13 protein-coding genes and 1 pseudogene are annotated in these 16,030 nt (G+C 32.4%); 7 read left to right on the top strand and 7 right to left on the bottom strand.

Going from position 1 to position 16,030, the window contains the following annotated elements; genetic code table 11:
- Positions 1 to 8: 8 nt before the first annotated feature.
- Positions 9 to 758 (bottom strand): CatB-related O-acetyltransferase, encoded by a 750-nt coding sequence (locus HLV59_RS15005; RefSeq protein WP_130121103.1) that lies wholly within the window; start codon positions 756 to 758, stop codon positions 9 to 11.
- Positions 759 to 802: 44 nt separating this feature from the next.
- A complete protein-coding gene (locus HLV59_RS15000) occupies positions 803 to 2,461 on the bottom strand; it encodes a glycoside hydrolase family 88 protein (protein WP_171430283.1) in 1,659 nt (552 codons plus the stop codon).
- A 730-nt stretch (positions 2,462 to 3,191) separates the two neighbouring features.
- Here HLV59_RS15000 and HLV59_RS14995 point away from each other — a divergent pair.
- Positions 3,192 to 3,816 (top strand): annotated as a pseudogene (locus HLV59_RS14995) (hypothetical protein).
- Between the two features lie 628 nt (positions 3,817 to 4,444).
- Positions 4,445 to 4,852 (top strand): hypothetical protein, encoded by a 408-nt coding sequence (locus HLV59_RS14990; RefSeq protein ID WP_171430282.1) that lies wholly within the window; start codon positions 4,445 to 4,447, stop codon positions 4,850 to 4,852.
- Between the two features lie 76 nt (positions 4,853 to 4,928).
- Here HLV59_RS14990 and HLV59_RS14985 read toward each other — a convergent pair whose 3' ends face one another.
- Complete coding sequence (locus HLV59_RS14985) at positions 4,929 to 5,315, bottom strand: hypothetical protein (protein WP_005075196.1); 387 nt, start codon at positions 5,313 to 5,315, stop codon at positions 4,929 to 4,931.
- 600 nt (positions 5,316 to 5,915) lie between these two features.
- Entirely contained in the window at positions 5,916 to 6,503 is a 588-nt protein-coding gene (locus HLV59_RS14980; protein ID WP_025469665.1) for a recombinase family protein, read from the bottom strand.
- Between the two features lie 830 nt (positions 6,504 to 7,333).
- On the opposite strand from HLV59_RS14980, the gene HLV59_RS14975 reads away from it, so the two are divergent.
- Both HLV59_RS14975 and HLV59_RS14970 read left to right on the top strand, forming a co-directional pair.
- Positions 7,334 to 7,918 (top strand): recombinase family protein, encoded by a 585-nt coding sequence (locus HLV59_RS14975; RefSeq protein WP_130121101.1) that lies wholly within the window; start codon positions 7,334 to 7,336, stop codon positions 7,916 to 7,918.
- A 245-nt stretch (positions 7,919 to 8,163) separates the two neighbouring features.
- On the top strand, positions 8,164 to 8,457 hold the full coding sequence (locus HLV59_RS14970; RefSeq protein ID WP_031947468.1) for a hypothetical protein: 294 nt from the start codon (positions 8,164 to 8,166) through the stop codon (positions 8,455 to 8,457).
- A gap of 172 nt (positions 8,458 to 8,629) precedes the next feature.
- On the opposite strand, the gene HLV59_RS14965 is transcribed toward HLV59_RS14970, so the two are convergent.
- From HLV59_RS14965 to HLV59_RS14955, 3 genes are all read right to left on the bottom strand, one after another.
- The gene (locus HLV59_RS14965; RefSeq protein WP_171430281.1) at positions 8,630 to 9,913 is read right to left on the bottom strand and encodes a ribonucleotide-diphosphate reductase subunit beta; all 1,284 of its coding nucleotides are present in this window, start codon (positions 9,911 to 9,913) and stop codon (positions 8,630 to 8,632) included.
- Positions 9,914 to 10,051: 138 nt separating this feature from the next.
- Positions 10,052 to 10,186, bottom strand: coding sequence for a preprotein translocase subunit YajC (locus tag HLV59_RS14960; protein WP_171430280.1), 135 nt, complete (start codon positions 10,184 to 10,186; stop codon positions 10,052 to 10,054).
- Positions 10,187 to 10,242: 56 nt separating this feature from the next.
- Positions 10,243 to 13,077, bottom strand: coding sequence for a ribonucleoside-diphosphate reductase subunit alpha (locus HLV59_RS14955; protein WP_031947469.1), 2,835 nt, complete (start codon positions 13,075 to 13,077; stop codon positions 10,243 to 10,245).
- 354 nt (positions 13,078 to 13,431) lie between these two features.
- On the opposite strand from HLV59_RS14955, the gene HLV59_RS18715 reads away from it, so the two are divergent.
- From HLV59_RS18715 to bfmS, 3 genes are read left to right on the top strand one after another with little or no spacing between them, the layout of a single operon-like run.
- A complete protein-coding gene (locus HLV59_RS18715) occupies positions 13,432 to 13,614 on the top strand; it encodes a hypothetical protein (RefSeq protein ID WP_031947470.1) in 183 nt (60 codons plus the stop codon).
- Positions 13,611 to 14,327, top strand: a complete 717-nt coding sequence (gene bfmR, locus HLV59_RS14950; RefSeq protein ID WP_000076440.1) for a response regulator transcription factor BfmR — start codon at positions 13,611 to 13,613, stop codon at positions 14,325 to 14,327. The genes HLV59_RS18715 and bfmR overlap by 4 nt, the downstream gene beginning before the upstream one ends.
- A gap of 32 nt (positions 14,328 to 14,359) precedes the next feature.
- Positions 14,360 to 16,009: a sensor histidine kinase BfmS gene (bfmS, locus tag HLV59_RS14945; RefSeq protein ID WP_016144445.1), complete on the top strand. Its 1,650-nt coding sequence runs from the start codon at positions 14,360 to 14,362 to the stop codon at positions 16,007 to 16,009.
- Positions 16,010 to 16,030: the final 21 nt, after the last annotated feature.

The following is a 16,030-nucleotide window of genomic DNA, read 5'->3' as shown; positions in this document are numbered from 1 at the left end:
TGTTTGCTTTACGATGGTTTCAGTAAATCATTTTTTGTAAAAATTTGTGGGTGGTATTCATTTAATTTTTCCATATAAATTCTTTTTTCTAAATTATTTATGAAATCAGATGGGGTTGTAAAATTTAGACCTTTTAAATCATTTTTATGAAATCTCCACCATTTTAAGTGCATTAATTCTTTAATGACTGTATCTTCGAATCTTTTACGAATTAATTTGGCAGGATTACCACCCACAATAGTATATGGTTCTACATTCTTTGTAATAACACTATTAGAAGCAATTATTGCTCCATCACCAATTGTAATATTATTTTTTAAAACAACATCAGCTCCAATCCAAACATCATTTCCAATAGTAACATTACGCCGACTTCTATAATTATGGGTGACTAATGCTGGATCAGTATCATGATAGTCCTCACTATAAAAGTGAGGTGAAGTAGAAATCCACTCGGGGAAGTGGTGGGCACCCATAATTTTGATATTACTTGCTAGACTACAATAGCGGCCAATAGATACTCCATAGTTAAGATTAGAAGATGAGTATGAGAAGGCACCAATTGTACAAAGGCTTAGAACAGAATTATAAAAATTATTATGTCCTTCAAGTTTCAAATCATTATTTAGGGTAATAAGCTTATGTGGATTTTTTTTAAGGAAAAACATATTTATATTAAGTCGACTAAGACTCTTTTCAATTTTAAAAAACTCAACATTTGTAGTTTCATTTGATAAAGTAAATATTTCATTATTCATAAAAATACCTTTAATTGCATTATTAAATAATTTTGGATTTGAAACTAATCTTTGAAGTGTAAATAATAAGCAATGTAACCTGATAAATTATGTTCTTGATCATCAATTCGAGCACGAAAACGATCATGTCTTACATAAAAAGAATTTAATATAGACTTGGGTTTTTTCATATACATAGCAACTTCTGGATAGAAGAAACCCGTGCGTTGAAATTCAGCACGTAACTGAATAAGAGATTTTAATTCTTCAAATTTAGAAGATTTAAATAGATTTTCATGACCTTGTATATTTAGACGATTTACCATTTTATAAGCAGACATCATCATCTCAAGGAAAGTAGCATATACTGTTTTACGATTTTTAATAAAGTCCATATGATTTAAATAGTTATTTATACCAAACTGATAGTATTTAACTTCTGGACATACTAATGTTAATTCATTCGTACAATAACTTAACCAATGATCATGATATTTTTCATATGAATTAGATATGAAGTTATCAAACATTAACTTAACAGTATCTAAAAGAACTTTATTATTATTTAACTGATAAAGCCTTAAGAGTGCCAGTGCAGCTTCACCATCATAATAAACAATTCTAAATTTCTCTTTAATAGACAAGGATGGGTATTCCAGAATGTGAGTAGTTTTTCCTGTTTTATCAATCATTTGCATAATACCATTTGCTATTTTTTCTGCATATTCTAGATATTTTTTATTTTTAGTAATTTCCTGATATTTTGTTAACATTAAAATAGTAGCTGCATTCGCACCAAGCTTAATCTCATAATTATTGTCATTTCCATCAATCATATGAGCTGTATCTTCATCTATTAATTTATAAAAATTTTTGATGCTATACTCAATAGCTAAGTGAATTTTAGACCAATATTGATTATTTTCTTCAATCTCAAAAGTTTCTAAAAGTGAATAAATTGAAGTGCAATGCCGTATTGTATTGTAGCTTTTAATTTCATTATTAAATGCAGGGAAATAGCCGTAGATAAATTTCCCATCTTCTAAAATTTGACTGGTTAGGAAACTAGAATTTTTATTAATTATTTCTTTAATATGAGATTTATCATTTTTATCAATGAACCTAACCCCATTTTCACAACCTCCACTTTGAAGTTTAATGAATTTACCATTTTCGTAAAATACACTTTCAGTTTCAAAAAGCCATACATCTTTAATTTTAATAATTTCTAAATCTTTTTGAATAGAAGAATATTTTTTCTTGATTGCTTTATTTAAATTATTTTGGTCAATAAAATTTTTTTGATCATATGAAATTCCTCGTATGATTGCATTCCCATAAATCTCTTGTTCTAAAAAACATATATTGAAATCTTTATCAAAACTAATACCTTTTCTAAAGTGATTATTATGCTTTTGATTAGATATATCATGGGTAACATCGGTCCAACTTTTCTTTTCTACGTGAGTTACAACATCAAGTTTTATATAGCCTAGATAACGTTTATCTCTAAGAAAAATTTTTTCTAAAAAGTTATTTATTTTTTTTTGCAGTTTTTGTATATCAGAACTAGCAATTGAAAAAACTTTACACCGTTGATCTAGGCAACCATATGAGATAAAGACTATTTTTTTTTCAGAGTCAGTCTGATCATATAGTGATATCCATTCACTGATCTGATTTTTTAAATTACTTAAATCTAAATATTTTAATTGATGTAGCATATTGCGACCTAATTAAGTTAATCTTGGCTAGAAAACAATTAAATTGTTTTAATTCCTTTCTTAAAAAATAATAGAGTGATATTTAATTCTGCTTATTATTGTATTGGTTTTTTTGTTGTACTAGAAGTGATTTTAAGGCTTTAGTTATGTTTAAAATTATTCGAAATTTAATTCATGTGTTTTAATTTTAGCATGGTTTAAAACATAATTTTATGTGTCCTAGTTTATTTTTTTGATAAAATAAATTAATTATATGTTTTATATAATTTTAATATTTCTATTTTTGTTGTGTTAATTAATCTTGATTGTTAATTTAATTGTCTAAAATTTATTTGAATTAAAAAGGTTAATTATGAAAAAAATAATTTCTTTATTGATGTTTTTAGGTGCTAATCATAGCTTTGCTGAAACAGTTAGTATTGATTTAACAAATGGAAATTTTATCGGAGATGATGCATATAAAGTTGTTACTTCGACCCAAGCACAATGTACACAATTGGACAATTCGGGAATCGGAAGAACAGTTTGGGCTGAAGTGAATTTAAATGGTTACTCATATAAAGAATGCATACGATATTATTCTGCCGGATTACTCGAAAATCAAATTAATAATAGAGCAATTGCGTATTTTTCTGGTGATGTAGCAATTGTAGGAGGAGTAGCACCTTTATCATATACTAACAAAAAACCACAGGACAAAGTTAATGAAGCAGTCGTTTGGTCCACAGAGTTGTATAATTTCCCATATATTTTTGTAGCTCGTCCAGGGATTTATGGATCATCTGGTGTGCATAATGGTGCTAGAAAGCCATTAGAATCTTTATTAATGTCTGAAGCATTAAATAAAATTAAGCAAAGACATCAAATTCTTAACTATGTGTTAGTTGGGCATAGTGGTGGTGGCCATATTGTATCTGCCTTATTATCAAAAAGGACTGATATATTATGTGCTGTTCCAAGTTCAGCTCCTTCATCACCAAAAATACAGGCTGAAGCATTGGGTAAGACGCCTGATCCAAGACTATTTGAAGCTGTAGATGCAATAACTGCACTTACACCTAAGCATCCAGCGAATAGAGTATTTGTAGTAGGGGATTTAAATGACAGTATTGTGCCTTGGGTTTCTCAAAAGGTACTTCATGATAAGTTGATTCAATTATCTTGGGCGTCAAATATCATAAATTTACAAGCAATTGACGGCTCTCATCATGATGTAGCTGAGAAAGCTATAAAGATAGCTGGGATGTGTGCAAGGGGATTGCCAACCTTAAATATTCTTGACCAAGCAGGAAATCTATAAGCGTACTATTTATTTGCATACAATAATAAAAGTATTCTCGTTATATCACTCATAGGAATCACTTTTACGCGAATACTAAAATATTAGCTCGCATTAAATTTATAAAATGATCTATTCAATTTTTTATTACTTAAATATAAATTTTATAAATGAAATGAAATGAAAATTGAGATGAGAAAAAATATAGTCTTTAAAAATATAAATTCTGAACAATAAATTGTGAGAGGATTTTATCTTTTAAATTTATTATAATGTTTGAAATTTAAATATTTAAAACATAATTTTAAAACATTTTTTTTAAATAGCATGATCTTAGTGCATGTAAAATAACGATAATTTTTAAGCAAGAATTTTTTTATTGAATTTGCTTAATTTTTAATTGATATGGATGTGGTCTCATGTAAATATAATTTCGAGGATTTTTATTATGAAACTATCCTCGTATTTCAGGTTTAAGTGATATTCACTAAGTCCACAGCCACCTAGGTTGTGGACTCTTCTTAATTAATAAAGAACTTAAAGTTATATTGATTTCTTTTATCTAATTTAAGAGTGTAAAGTTAAATCTCACTTAAATGCATTGGGGTATATCTATTGTTAATAATCCAAACTTTCTAAATTATAATTTAAGATGGGATTTATAAAAATGGATGTTTATATATCTAACATGAGGATTAAAATTAATGAAGAATTTAATTCTAACTCAAATCGTATTTTCATTCACATTAATCTTAACAGGTTGTATAAATCAACCATATGGACATCAATCGGTTTATTCACCACCTTCTATTAATACAATTGCGAATCATAAATTGTACTTAATAGCAGAAAAATCAGCCAATCCTAGCTTTGGTACAGGTGAGGTTACAGCAGATAAAGCTGCTAAATATACAAATAATCATAAGAAGACAGTGATTTGTGATAAACATCATTACTATGCTGCGAGTAATACTATTAGTGAGTTGAAGCAGACAAAGATTACTTTAGTAAGTGGCGAGGAAGTTAATGTCCCTAAATCGTGTTGGGTCGAAGATGCGAACCCACAAAACTCAATTTATGTTTCCAAATCATCTGTAAGCCACGGTTTTTGATAATTAAGTACATAGTGGAGATTAAGCTCGAATAGCTTAATCTCCACTATAATTTATTTAAACAATTTTTAAAATATTAGTTATTTAAATCAAAATAATTGATTGAAACGATAGCCTGAAAATAATTTTTATATAATTCTATATTTAGATCTAGAAAACTATTTTTTTCAATTTTTATTAAATATATGTTATTATTTACTTCTTTTCGATTTGAAATATATTCTATAGCAGAACCTATTTCATTAATTTTATAATTACTTGATTGGTTTAAATTTAATGAAACTAAAAAAGAGAGAAAACCTATTTCTTTCATTTTTTCTGCATAGAAAGTAGCGTAAGTTTTAGTGCTTTTTATTGATCCTGTATCAAACATAATTATGCCTGGAAAGGGCCCAAGTCCTTTGGGAATATAAATCTCACCTGTTGCTGAGCCTAGTGAGGAATTCCAAAAAAGATCATTCATATTAAGTGTTTATCAAAATTAAAAATAAATAAATTTTCATAATAATGGCTTGAAAGCATTAAACTATTTGATTCAAAACTCAAAATTATGAATTTTAAAAGATTAAACTATTAAGCTAACATTTGAAATTTTTTAACACTGTCAAGATTAACTTAAAAGTTTGATTAAGTTATTTCATTGAAAACAACTTTACTTTGTAAATATAATATAATCAATAGTAAATATATATAAATTATATATTTGCGCAAATTAATTTCATAATCAATTGAAAATAAAGTTTATTTTATGGTGTATAACTAATTAATCCTGATTTTATAGAGAAGAGTAAAAAGAAAAAAGTAATTTAAAATTGTAAGGAAAAAGTAAATTAATATAGAGCCATTATAAATTATCATTAATAAAAAATAAATTTAAAATATAACAATATTTTAAATATGTTTATATATATCAATATCTTATCGAATTTTCTTAAAATTCAATATTTCCTATAATTTATATTGTGTAAAGGATTAAATTTTACTAATGAAATATATTTCATTACGATTCCCTTTTATATCATTCCATATGCATTTAATGGGTTTTGAAATAAAATTTAAATAATTACAATGTGTTACTTTTCGAAGCATTGTTTAAAATTCTTTGGATTACAGTTCTTGTAACTGAAAACTCTTTAGCGAGTGAATACACACTATAGCCTTTTTTGAACAACTCAATCACTCTATTTTTTTGTTCATTATTCAATATTTCAGGCCTACCAACTTTTCTTGCAGGTTTGTGATCTTTGAATTTTTTGTTGTCAGATTTGAACAATTTTTCAAATTCAGCAGATAATTTTAGAAAATGAAGGAAGAAAATTTTCAAGTCACCATTAATTTCATTTTTAGAATAATCCAAGCATATCAGTCGGATTTTTTTTTGATCAATTTTATCAACTATACTTAAAATTTCTTCAAAACTATTACCCAAGCAATCCATGCTTTTTATCACTAAAATATCACCTTCTTCTAATGAATAACTTATTAAGTTAAGAAATTTATCTCTATAAATAATAGATTTATCAACAGATACTTCTTCTACTACTAATCTATTCTTTTGAATTTTATAACCATACTCACTAAAAAAAGAGATATATCTAGAAAATTCAAATTGCAAATTAGGCTCTATTCTAACATAGGCATATGTACGCATATTAAAAACACCAAAATTAAACAAAAACAAAACAAATCTTAGCATCTTATTTTTTTAAAAAAAACATGAACTAAATCACAAAAGTGTACTATACACTGTTTAAAACACATTAATTAAATGCATAGATTGAGCTTCACTGTTTATCACATTTTTAATCATTGTTATTATATTAGTTAATAATTTTATTGGGCTTTTCTGGGTATTTCTTTTCATCTTTAATTACCTTGTTGCTTAAGACTTTCTAAATTTAATATTAATCTAATATTAAAATCTAGTTTTATTTTTTTAATAGAATGATTTGAATATACATAACAAAACAAAATATCATATAGGAAATCAGAAGATTTTTGATATTTTATATATCTTTTTGATATAAAAGTATTTTTTTAATATATCAGTTTGATTTATAACTATGTGTTTAAATTTATTAAAAATAAAAAACATGGTTTTAAAACACTTCTGTAAAATAATTTATGAAAATTATAAATTTATATTTTTTATTAATATTTAAAATATATATAGTTTTAATATTTGACTATATTTATAATTTTCTTATGCTGCTTTGTAAGTTTTAAATATAAAAATTAAAGTAATTTTTAGGCAATTATTTAATCTTTATATAATATTTTAACATATTATATTTTTGTTGTTGTGATCATTGGAATTTTAAAATAGTAGAAATATGGTAATAATTACACTACTATAAAAGTATGAAATTAATAAACTAATCATATAACAATCAATAAGTGAAGATCTAAAAGTATTTTTTGATTTTAATTTACTTTATTAGACATACTTCACATCACTCTAAGGGATAGAGGGGGATGACTATGCGTATTTATGCATATATACGAATAAATTCAAATATTGATGATTTGCAAAAAGAAAAAGAATCTTTTATTTCTTTACTAGCAAGCTTTGATCATAAAGTTCATCCAAATAGAGTTATTCTTGAATTGGTATCAGTAGATAAATCTATTACTATACGAAATATTTTTTATAATCTAATTAATTATTCCTTGGAGGAGGGGGACTTTCTAATTGTTAAAGGTATTGATTGTTTAGGAAATAGTTTTAAAGAAATATTATCTACAATTATTTTAATTGAAAAAAAGAAAATTAAATTAATTATATTGGATTATACAAATAGTGAGTTGAAAGAAGATATTAAAAATAATTTAATTCATTTTATTGAAATTAGTATTGGTTTTGAAGAACTTTTCATATTTGATCAAGCTGCACAAAAAAACTATAGATTATCTAAAAAGGTAGGTAGACCTGAAAAATTAACGGATGATCAAAAACAGGATGTTATTAATAAATTTAAAAAAGGATTTAGTGTATATTCTTTAGCTAAGGATCTTGCAGTTTCAAGGACTGTAATACAAAGAATAATTGAAAAATCCAATGATTAATTAAACAATTAATATTAGAGTTAAATGATGGATTAAAATGATTTAGTTTTTGTTGTGATTTAAATTGTGTTTTAATTTTTAATTTAATGCTTATTAAATTAAAAATTAATTTTAAAATTAAATTCATATTGATATTTTTATTTTTTATTCATATTGTTGTATATGTTATATAAAATAATTTTAATTTATTAAAGGTTGTATTGTATAGCTATGTGTTTGATTTTTATGATCTGGTAAAATTAAATATGGATATGAATATTGATTTAGAGAAATGGAGGTGCTCTATATGTAATGGTTTTATTGTTGTTGATCATTCCAAAATTCAGAAAGAAGATTATGTGCAGTTTGTATATAGAAGAATAACTAATAATGATTCTTTTTATTTCATTTATAGAGTTGGCATGGTGGTAGACCGAAAAGAAAAATTATTAACTATTAAGTATAAGAGTAGGTTATATAAGGTGTTGGATAGTGGTACTTATCCTGTAAATGCTCCAGCTCTTATTGTCTATAATATGTTTTGGATCTGTGGTTGTTAGCGTTTAAATATTAAAAATACTTATTTTGTTAGTTGAAATTAGTATGAATTTTAAATCTCTATATTTTTGATTTTGTTATTTATTTTATCTGTTGTTTTTCTAATCTAATGAAATATGTCTTAAATAAAAAACCGCTATAAATAGCGGTTTTTTATTTAGTAGATACTTTAACTTACCAGCTTAACGCACCACCAGTTTGGTAGTCAGTTACGCGAGTTTCAAAGAAGTTTTTCTCTTTACGTAAGTCCATCATCTCAGACATCCACGCAAATGGATTCGTTACACCAGCAAATTGCTCTGGTAAACCAAGCTGAGCTAAACGGCGGTTACAGATGAATTTCAAATATTCTTCCATCATGCTTGCGTTCATACCCAATACACCGCGTGGCATTGTGTCACGTGCATATTCGATTTCAAGCATTGTACCTTCAACAATCATTTGAACCACTTCTTGTTGGAACTCAGCAGTCCAAAGGTGAGGGTTCTCAATCTTGATTTGGTTAATCATGTCGATACCAAAGTTCAAGTGCATAGATTCATCACGCAAGATGTATTGGAACTGCTCAGCAACACCGTTCATCTTGTTACGACGACCCATACTCAAAATTTGAGTAAAGCCACAGTAGAAGAAGATCCCTTCAAGTACACAGTAGAATGCGATCAGGTTACGAAGTAAACGCTGGTCATTTTCAGGTGTGCCTGTGTGGAAATTAGGGTCAGTTAAAGATTGCGTGTATTTCAAGCCCCAAGCTGCTTTACGTGCAACAGATGGAACTTCACGGTACATGTTGAAGACTTCGCCTTCGTCCATACCTAAAGATTCGATACAGTATTGGTAAGCGTGAGTGTGAATTGCTTCTTCAAACGCTTGACGCAAGATGTATTGACGGCATTCAGGGTTAGTAATGTGACGGTAAATCGCCAATACCAAATTGTTTGCAACCAAAGAATCCGCAGTCGAGAAGAAACCTAAAGAACGCATAACAATAGTACGCTCATCTTCGGTCAAGCCATTTTCAGACTTCCAAAGCGCGATGTCATGGTTCATGTTAACTTCTTGAGGCATCCAGTGGTTTGCACACCCGTCAAGATATTTCTGCCAAGCCCACTCATATTTAAATGGAACAAGTTGGTTCAAGTCCGCACGACAGTTAATCATTGCTTTGTCGTCAACTTGAACACGTTGAGCACCCATTTCTAGCTCTTCAAGGCCAGGGGCAACGTCTAAATGTTCTAAGGCTTGAGCGGCTCTAGCCACTGTATCGGAGGCAACTGTTGGTCGCACGGAATGGGTTCCAGCGGATTGTGGAGCTGCCACGCTCGACGATGATGGCTGCGCAGTAGATACATTCTGCGAATCTGACGCTTTTTCCGATTGGACGGGCGCAGACTTGTGTTCAGGTGTAGTCGGTTTTTGCGAATCATCTTCAAAATCGTCCCAACTAAGGATAGACATTTTTGTTCTCTCTTCGTTGTATATATCTATATTTGACATCTCTTAAACGAAGATGTCCCTACTATACGCTTTTAATGTGTAAACAAAATTAAGTTTTATTGATGCATGACCAAATTTTGGGCCTTTGGTCTCTACTCACTACAACTTATTTTGTTTACGCTGCTGCTTACGTATTGTGATAAATGCGTAAACCATCGGCATATAAAAGAAAATAAAGGCAAAGATTAAAACTCCAACACCAAGTATATAGTTATGGCTGAGATGAGAAAGCATAATCTTTACCTCTTTTAAGATTGCTCTTTAGTGAAAAAGAGCAACCTTATTGAATGTTATTGGCAAGCTTCACAATCAGGGTTGTCGATTGAACAAGCCATTGGTACAGGAGCTGCTTGAGTGAAGCCTTCTTCTTCAACCGCTGCTTCTGGTTTCTTCGCTTCTACCACAGGGGCAGCAACCGCCGCGGCTTCAACAGTCGCAGGTTTAACTGCGTTTAAAGCACCTGTGTTGATTGTAGATTTTTCAGCAGAGGTTGCACCTAAAGCTCGGAGGTAATAAGTCGTCTTAAGACCACGTAACCATGCCATCTTATAAGTGATGTCAAGTTTCTTACCGTTTGCACCAGAAATGTAAAGGTTAAGCGATTGAGCTTGATCAATCCATTTTTGACGGCGTGATGCAGCATCAACGATCCAGCGTGTATCTACTTCAAACGCAGTAGCAAAGATTGCTTTTAATTCTTCAGGAATACGAGCAATTTTTTGTACTGAACCTTCAAAGTGTTTAAGGTCATTCACCATTACTGTATCCCAAAGACCACGTTCTTTTAATGCACGAACAAGGTATGGGTTAATAACAGTGAACTCACCAGACAAGTTAGATTTCACATATAAGTTTTGGAATGTTGGCTCAATAGACTGAGAAACACCACAAATGTTAGAGATGGTTGCAGTTGGAGCAATTGCCATCACGTTTGAGTTACGCATACCGTCTTTTTGAACTTTGGCACGTAAAGTGTCCCAGTCTAAACGTTGAGTACGGTCAACTTCGAACATGCGCTCTGGACGAGACTTCGCAACAATTTCTAAAGAGTCGATTGGAAGGATACCTTGATCCCACAATGAACCTTTGAATGTTGAGTAAGCACCGCGTTCAACAGCCAAGTTGCTTGAAGTTTCAATCGCGTAGTAGCTAATTACTTCCATTGATTCATCAGCAAAATCAACAGCAGCGTCTGAACCGTAAGCAATACCCATTTCATATAGAGCATCTTGGAAGCCCATGATACCCATACCCACAGGGCGGTGTTTCAAGTTCGAGTTTTTCGCTTGTGGTACAGCGTAGTAGTTAATGTCGATCACGTTATCGAGCATACGTACTGCTGTTTTAATTGTGCGAGCTAATTTCTCACGGTCTAACACACCACCTTGAACGTGTTGTACAAGGTTGATCGAACCTAAGTTACATACTGCAATTTCGTCTTGATTTGTGTTCAAGGTAATTTCAGTACATAAGTTAGATGAGTGAACTACGCCAACATGTTGTTGTGGTGAACGTAAGTTACATACATCTTTGAATGTGATCCACGGGTGACCAGTTTCAAACAACATAGAAAGCATTTTGCGCCATAAATCTTTAGCACGTACTTTCTTGTGTAGCATGTTGGTTTCTTTCGCTACAGACTCATAGTAAGCATAACGCTCAGCAAATTCAGCACCAGTTAAGTCGTGCAAGTCTGGAGTTTCAGAAGGAGTAAATAATGTCCATTCACCATCTTCAAATACACGTTGCATAAACAAGTCTGGAACCCAGTTCGCAGTGTTCATGTCGTGAGTACGGCGACGGTCATCACCCGTGTTTTTACGAAGCTCTAAGAACTCTTCGATGTCTAAGTGCCAAGTTTCTAAGTATGCACACACAGCACCTTTACGCTTACCACCTTGGTTTACTGCAACAGCTGTATCGTTCGCAACTTTCAAGAATGGAACAACACCCTGAGACTTACCGTTAGTACCTTTAATATAAGAGTTCAAGGCACGTACAGGCGTCCAGTCATTACCTAAACCACCAGCCCATTTAGAAAGCATCGCGTTGTCACGCATTGCGCCATAAATGTCATAAAGGTCATCGCCAATTGTTGTTAAGTAACAACTTGAAAGCTGTGGACGTAATGTACCTGAGTTAAACAGGGTAGGCGTAGAAGCCATGTAGTCGAAGCTAGACAATAAGTTATAGAACTCAATTGCACGTTCTTCTTTATCTTGCTCATTGAGTGCAAGACCCATCGACACACGCATGAAGAATAATTGTGGTAATTCGAAGCGAACGCCGTTTGAGTGAATGAAGTAACGGTCAAATAAAGTCTGTAAACCTAAATAGGTGAACTGATTAGAACGTTCCGGCTGAATTGCTGCTGATAATTTTTCTAAGTCGAAGTCAAGCAAGTCAGGAGAAAGCAAATCAAGCTCAACACCTTTTTTCAAGAATGCTTCAAGTGCATTATTTTCAGGTGTATCTGTTGATAAGCCTAAGAACGTTAAACCAGTGCTCACTAATTCGTTACAAAGCAAACGTGCAGTCACGTAAGTGTAGTTTGGTTCTTGTTCAATACGGGTACGTGTTGCCATCATCATTGTAGTGGCAATATCACTTTCTTTTACGCCGTTGTATAAGTTTTTAACGGTTTCATCGACAATCGCTTGAACGTCAATACCTTCCAAACCTTCAGCTGCTTTAGAAACAGTTGCTTGCAATGCACTTAAATCAAGTGGCTGAAGCTGACCGTTTATGTCGGTAACTTGTAAAGTAGGGTGGTGGTTTGAGTTCGTTTGCTGACGAGCGCTAGCACGTTGTTCACGGTAAATCACATAAGCGCGGGCAACCTTTTGTTCCCCAGTACGCATTAAAGCAAGTTCTACTTGATCTTGAATTTCTTCAATATGGATCGTACCGCCCGATGGTAAACGGCGAGTAAAAGTATTTAAGACCATTTCCGTCAACTGGGTAATACGGTCATGAATACGGCTAGAATCCGAACTCTGTTGACCTTCCACAGCAAGAAAAGCTTTACCAATCGCAACTGAAATTTTCTCTGCATCAAATGCAGCAACATCTCCAGTGCGCTTAATCACCTGAATTTGACCGGGAGTCGAAGTAATTACGCTCATGCCAGCATAGCTCCATTGTCACTTTTGTTATGTTCATAGACCGTTTGAACCGAGCAAAAAAACATGCCACGATATTTGAGGGATAAACACAAGACTTAGTAGTTAAAGTTTATTTTCAACACAAGATACGGGATTTTTCATAGCAGATCAATCTTGACTTTTTAGTAATTTTTTATCTGTATGATTTGATGGGAGATAGCATAGCAAAGCTGTTAAAAAACACTTATAGATAAGTTTGTGGATAACTCAAAAAACAAACACTTAAATAAATTTAAACTAAACAGAGAAATAATTTGTTTAATATTCATACATTGGAAATATGAATAGAATATGAAATTTAATAACAATAAATAAATCTTAAAAACACGTGAAAATTCAAAGGTTAATAAAATGCAACAAAATACGATTGTCATGTATCAGTTTGGTGAACGCCTACTTGTTTACAATGTAAACGTGTGTATATTGCAAATGATAAACGAATGTATCTGCAAGATTTTTAAGATGCATGAAACGAGATTTATAGGGGCAATGATATGAGCCAAGAAGAAAAGTTACCAAAGATTCTGATCGTTGAAGATGACGAGCGCTTAGCGCGTTTAACTCAAGAATATTTAATTCGCAACGGTTTAGAAGTTGGTGTAGAAACTGATGGTAACCGTGCAATTCGTCGTATTATTAGTGAACAACCAGATCTAGTGGTCTTGGATGTCATGTTGCCGGGTGCCGATGGCTTAACAGTTTGCCGTGAAGTTCGTCCACATTACCATCAACCGATTCTTATGTTGACTGCACGTACAGAAGATATGGATCAGGTGCTTGGTTTGGAAATGGGCGCAGATGACTATGTTGCTAAACCAGTTCAACCACGTGTTCTTTTAGCGCGTATCCGTGCACTATTACGTCGCACAGACAAAACCGTAGAAGATGAAGTTGCACAGCGTATCGAGTTTGATGACCTTGTCATCGACAATGGTGGTCGTTCTGTAACGCTAAATGGTGAACTTGTTGACTTCACTAGCGCAGAATATGACCTATTATGGTTGCTTGCATCAAATGCTGGTCGTATCTTATCGCGTGAAGATATCTTCGAACGTTTACGTGGTATCGAATACGATGGTCAGGACCGTTCAATCGATGTCCGTATTTCACGTATTCGTCCAAAAATTGGCGATGATCCTGAAAACCCAAAACGTATTAAAACAGTACGTAGTAAAGGTTACTTGTTCGTTAAAGAAACCAATGGGTTATAAGATCGGAATAAACTTCCTATAAGGTTGGTCGAGTGTTTAAACACAGTATATTCCTGCGAATATATGCGGGACTGGTAATTCTTGTTGTTTTGGTTGCTGTCTTTGGTTATTTGCTTGTACAAATTATCAATTATCAACGGGCACAAGAATACCGAGAATCTTTAACCGATGGTATTTCTTATGTCATTAGTGAGGGAGTCGCTCGACAACCGGGGAAGCAACAGAAAATAGATTGGGTTTCTGATGCGTCAGATTTATTGGAACTTCCAATTTACTATACTGATGCAAGTAAGGTTGAGTTATCTCGTACCGAGAAAAAACGAATCGAAGCTCAAAAATCTGTTGTCCGTTACGATGCCAGTAATAGTATTGCGTATATCATTATTGGCTTACGTGACGACCCACAACATTATCTATCTATAAAAGTAGACAAAATTAGTGAGCGCCAAATGAAGGCTCTCCCTATTTTTGTACTTGATTATCTAATGTTTTATCCGGGGCAAGAACAAGAATATCTTGCCAAGATTCAAAAACATTTCTCTTATCCAATTAATATCTACAATATTCAAGATATTAATCTGGACTCTGAGCAAATTGGCCGTTTGCGCCAAGACCAAAGTGTCATGTTGTACAAAGATAGTGCAACAATGCGTGGCACAACCATTTCAATCGTATCTCCAATACCAAGTCATCCTACACAAGTTCTCGTGCTTGGACCGGTTCCAATGTTTAACTGGATGCCTTTACAGCTTTCGGCAGGGATTACCTTATTTAGCCTATTCTTACTGAGCTTAGGTGTTTATGGGTTGATTTTGCCGCTAGAGCGTAAAATTCGCCAAGTACGTTATGCATTAAACCGCATGAAGTCTGGTGATTTGTCATTGCGTGTTCCTATTGAAGGAAGTGACGAAATGGCAAACTTGGCATCAAGTTATAACAACATGTCTGATCATATTCAGCGTTTAATCGAGGCTCAGCGTGAGTTAATGAGAGCTGTATCTCATGAGCTTAGAACTCCAGTTGCCCGTATTCGTTTTGGTACAGAGATGTTGGCTGAAGAAGACGATTACAATCATCGTATGCATCAGGTCGATATGATTGATAAAGATATTGAAGCACTCAATACTTTAATTGATGAAATCATGACTTATGCAAAACTAGAGCAGGGCACACCTTCACTAGATTTCGATGAAATTACTTTATTTGATGTATTAGATCAGGTTGCGGTCGAAACCGAAGCTTTAAAAACGCAAAAAGAAATTGAACTTGTTGCTCCGCCACTTTATGTGAAAGTAGATGCTGAGCGCCGTTATTTGCATCGTGTTGTACAAAACTTGGTGGGTAACGCGGTTCGTTATTGCGATAATAAAGTTCGGATTACCGGCGGTATCCACAGTGATGGCATGGCCTTTGTTTGTGTTGAGGATGATGGCGCAGGTATTCCTGAACAAGACCGTAAAAGAGTATTTGAAGCTTTTGCCCGTTTAGACGATAGCCGTACTCGTGCGTCAGGTGGCTATGGTTTAGGGTTGTCTATTGTAAGTCGTATTGCTTACTGGTTTGGTGGTGAAATTAAAGTGGATGAAAGCCCAACTTTGGGTGGTGCTCGTTTTATCATGACATGGCCAGCAAAACGCTTTAAACAGCCTCCTTTAAAAGCCAACAAAAAAGCACCTTCTTAAGGTGCTTTTTTATTAGTCTAT

The organism is Acinetobacter lactucae (assembly GCF_013122135.1).
Classification (GTDB): Bacteria; Pseudomonadota; Gammaproteobacteria; order Pseudomonadales; family Moraxellaceae; genus Acinetobacter; species Acinetobacter lactucae.
Note: the sequence above shows the minus strand (reverse complement) of the source record. Positions and strands in the feature narration are given on the sequence as shown.

What these genes read in the sequence shown, in the direction of transcription:
- HLV59_RS15000 (WP_171430283.1), bottom strand. Translation starts at nt 2,461, where the DNA reads ATGCTACATCAATTAAAATATTTAGATTTAAGTAATTTAAAAAATCAG.
- HLV59_RS15005 (WP_130121103.1), bottom strand. Translation starts at nt 758, where the DNA reads ATGAATAATGAAATATTTACTTTATCAAATGAAACTACAAATGTTGAG.
- HLV59_RS14990 (WP_171430282.1), top strand. Translation starts at nt 4,445, where the DNA reads ATGAAGAATTTAATTCTAACTCAAATCGTATTTTCATTCACATTAATC.
- HLV59_RS14965 (WP_171430281.1), bottom strand. Translation starts at nt 9,913, where the DNA reads ATGTCTATCCTTAGTTGGGACGATTTTGAAGATGATTCGCAAAAACCG.
- HLV59_RS14970 (WP_031947468.1), top strand. Translation starts at nt 8,164, where the DNA reads ATGGATATGAATATTGATTTAGAGAAATGGAGGTGCTCTATATGTAAT.
- HLV59_RS14985 (WP_005075196.1), bottom strand. Translation starts at nt 5,315, where the DNA reads ATGAATGATCTTTTTTGGAATTCCTCACTAGGCTCAGCAACAGGTGAG.
- HLV59_RS14980 (WP_025469665.1), bottom strand. Translation starts at nt 6,503, where the DNA reads ATGCGTACATATGCCTATGTTAGAATAGAGCCTAATTTGCAATTTGAA.
- bfmR (WP_000076440.1), top strand. Translation starts at nt 13,611, where the DNA reads ATGAGCCAAGAAGAAAAGTTACCAAAGATTCTGATCGTTGAAGATGAC.
- HLV59_RS14960 (WP_171430280.1), bottom strand. Translation starts at nt 10,186, where the DNA reads ATGCTTTCTCATCTCAGCCATAACTATATACTTGGTGTTGGAGTTTTA.
- HLV59_RS14955 (WP_031947469.1), bottom strand. Translation starts at nt 13,077, where the DNA reads ATGAGCGTAATTACTTCGACTCCCGGTCAAATTCAGGTGATTAAGCGC.
- HLV59_RS14975 (WP_130121101.1), top strand. Translation starts at nt 7,334, where the DNA reads ATGCGTATTTATGCATATATACGAATAAATTCAAATATTGATGATTTG.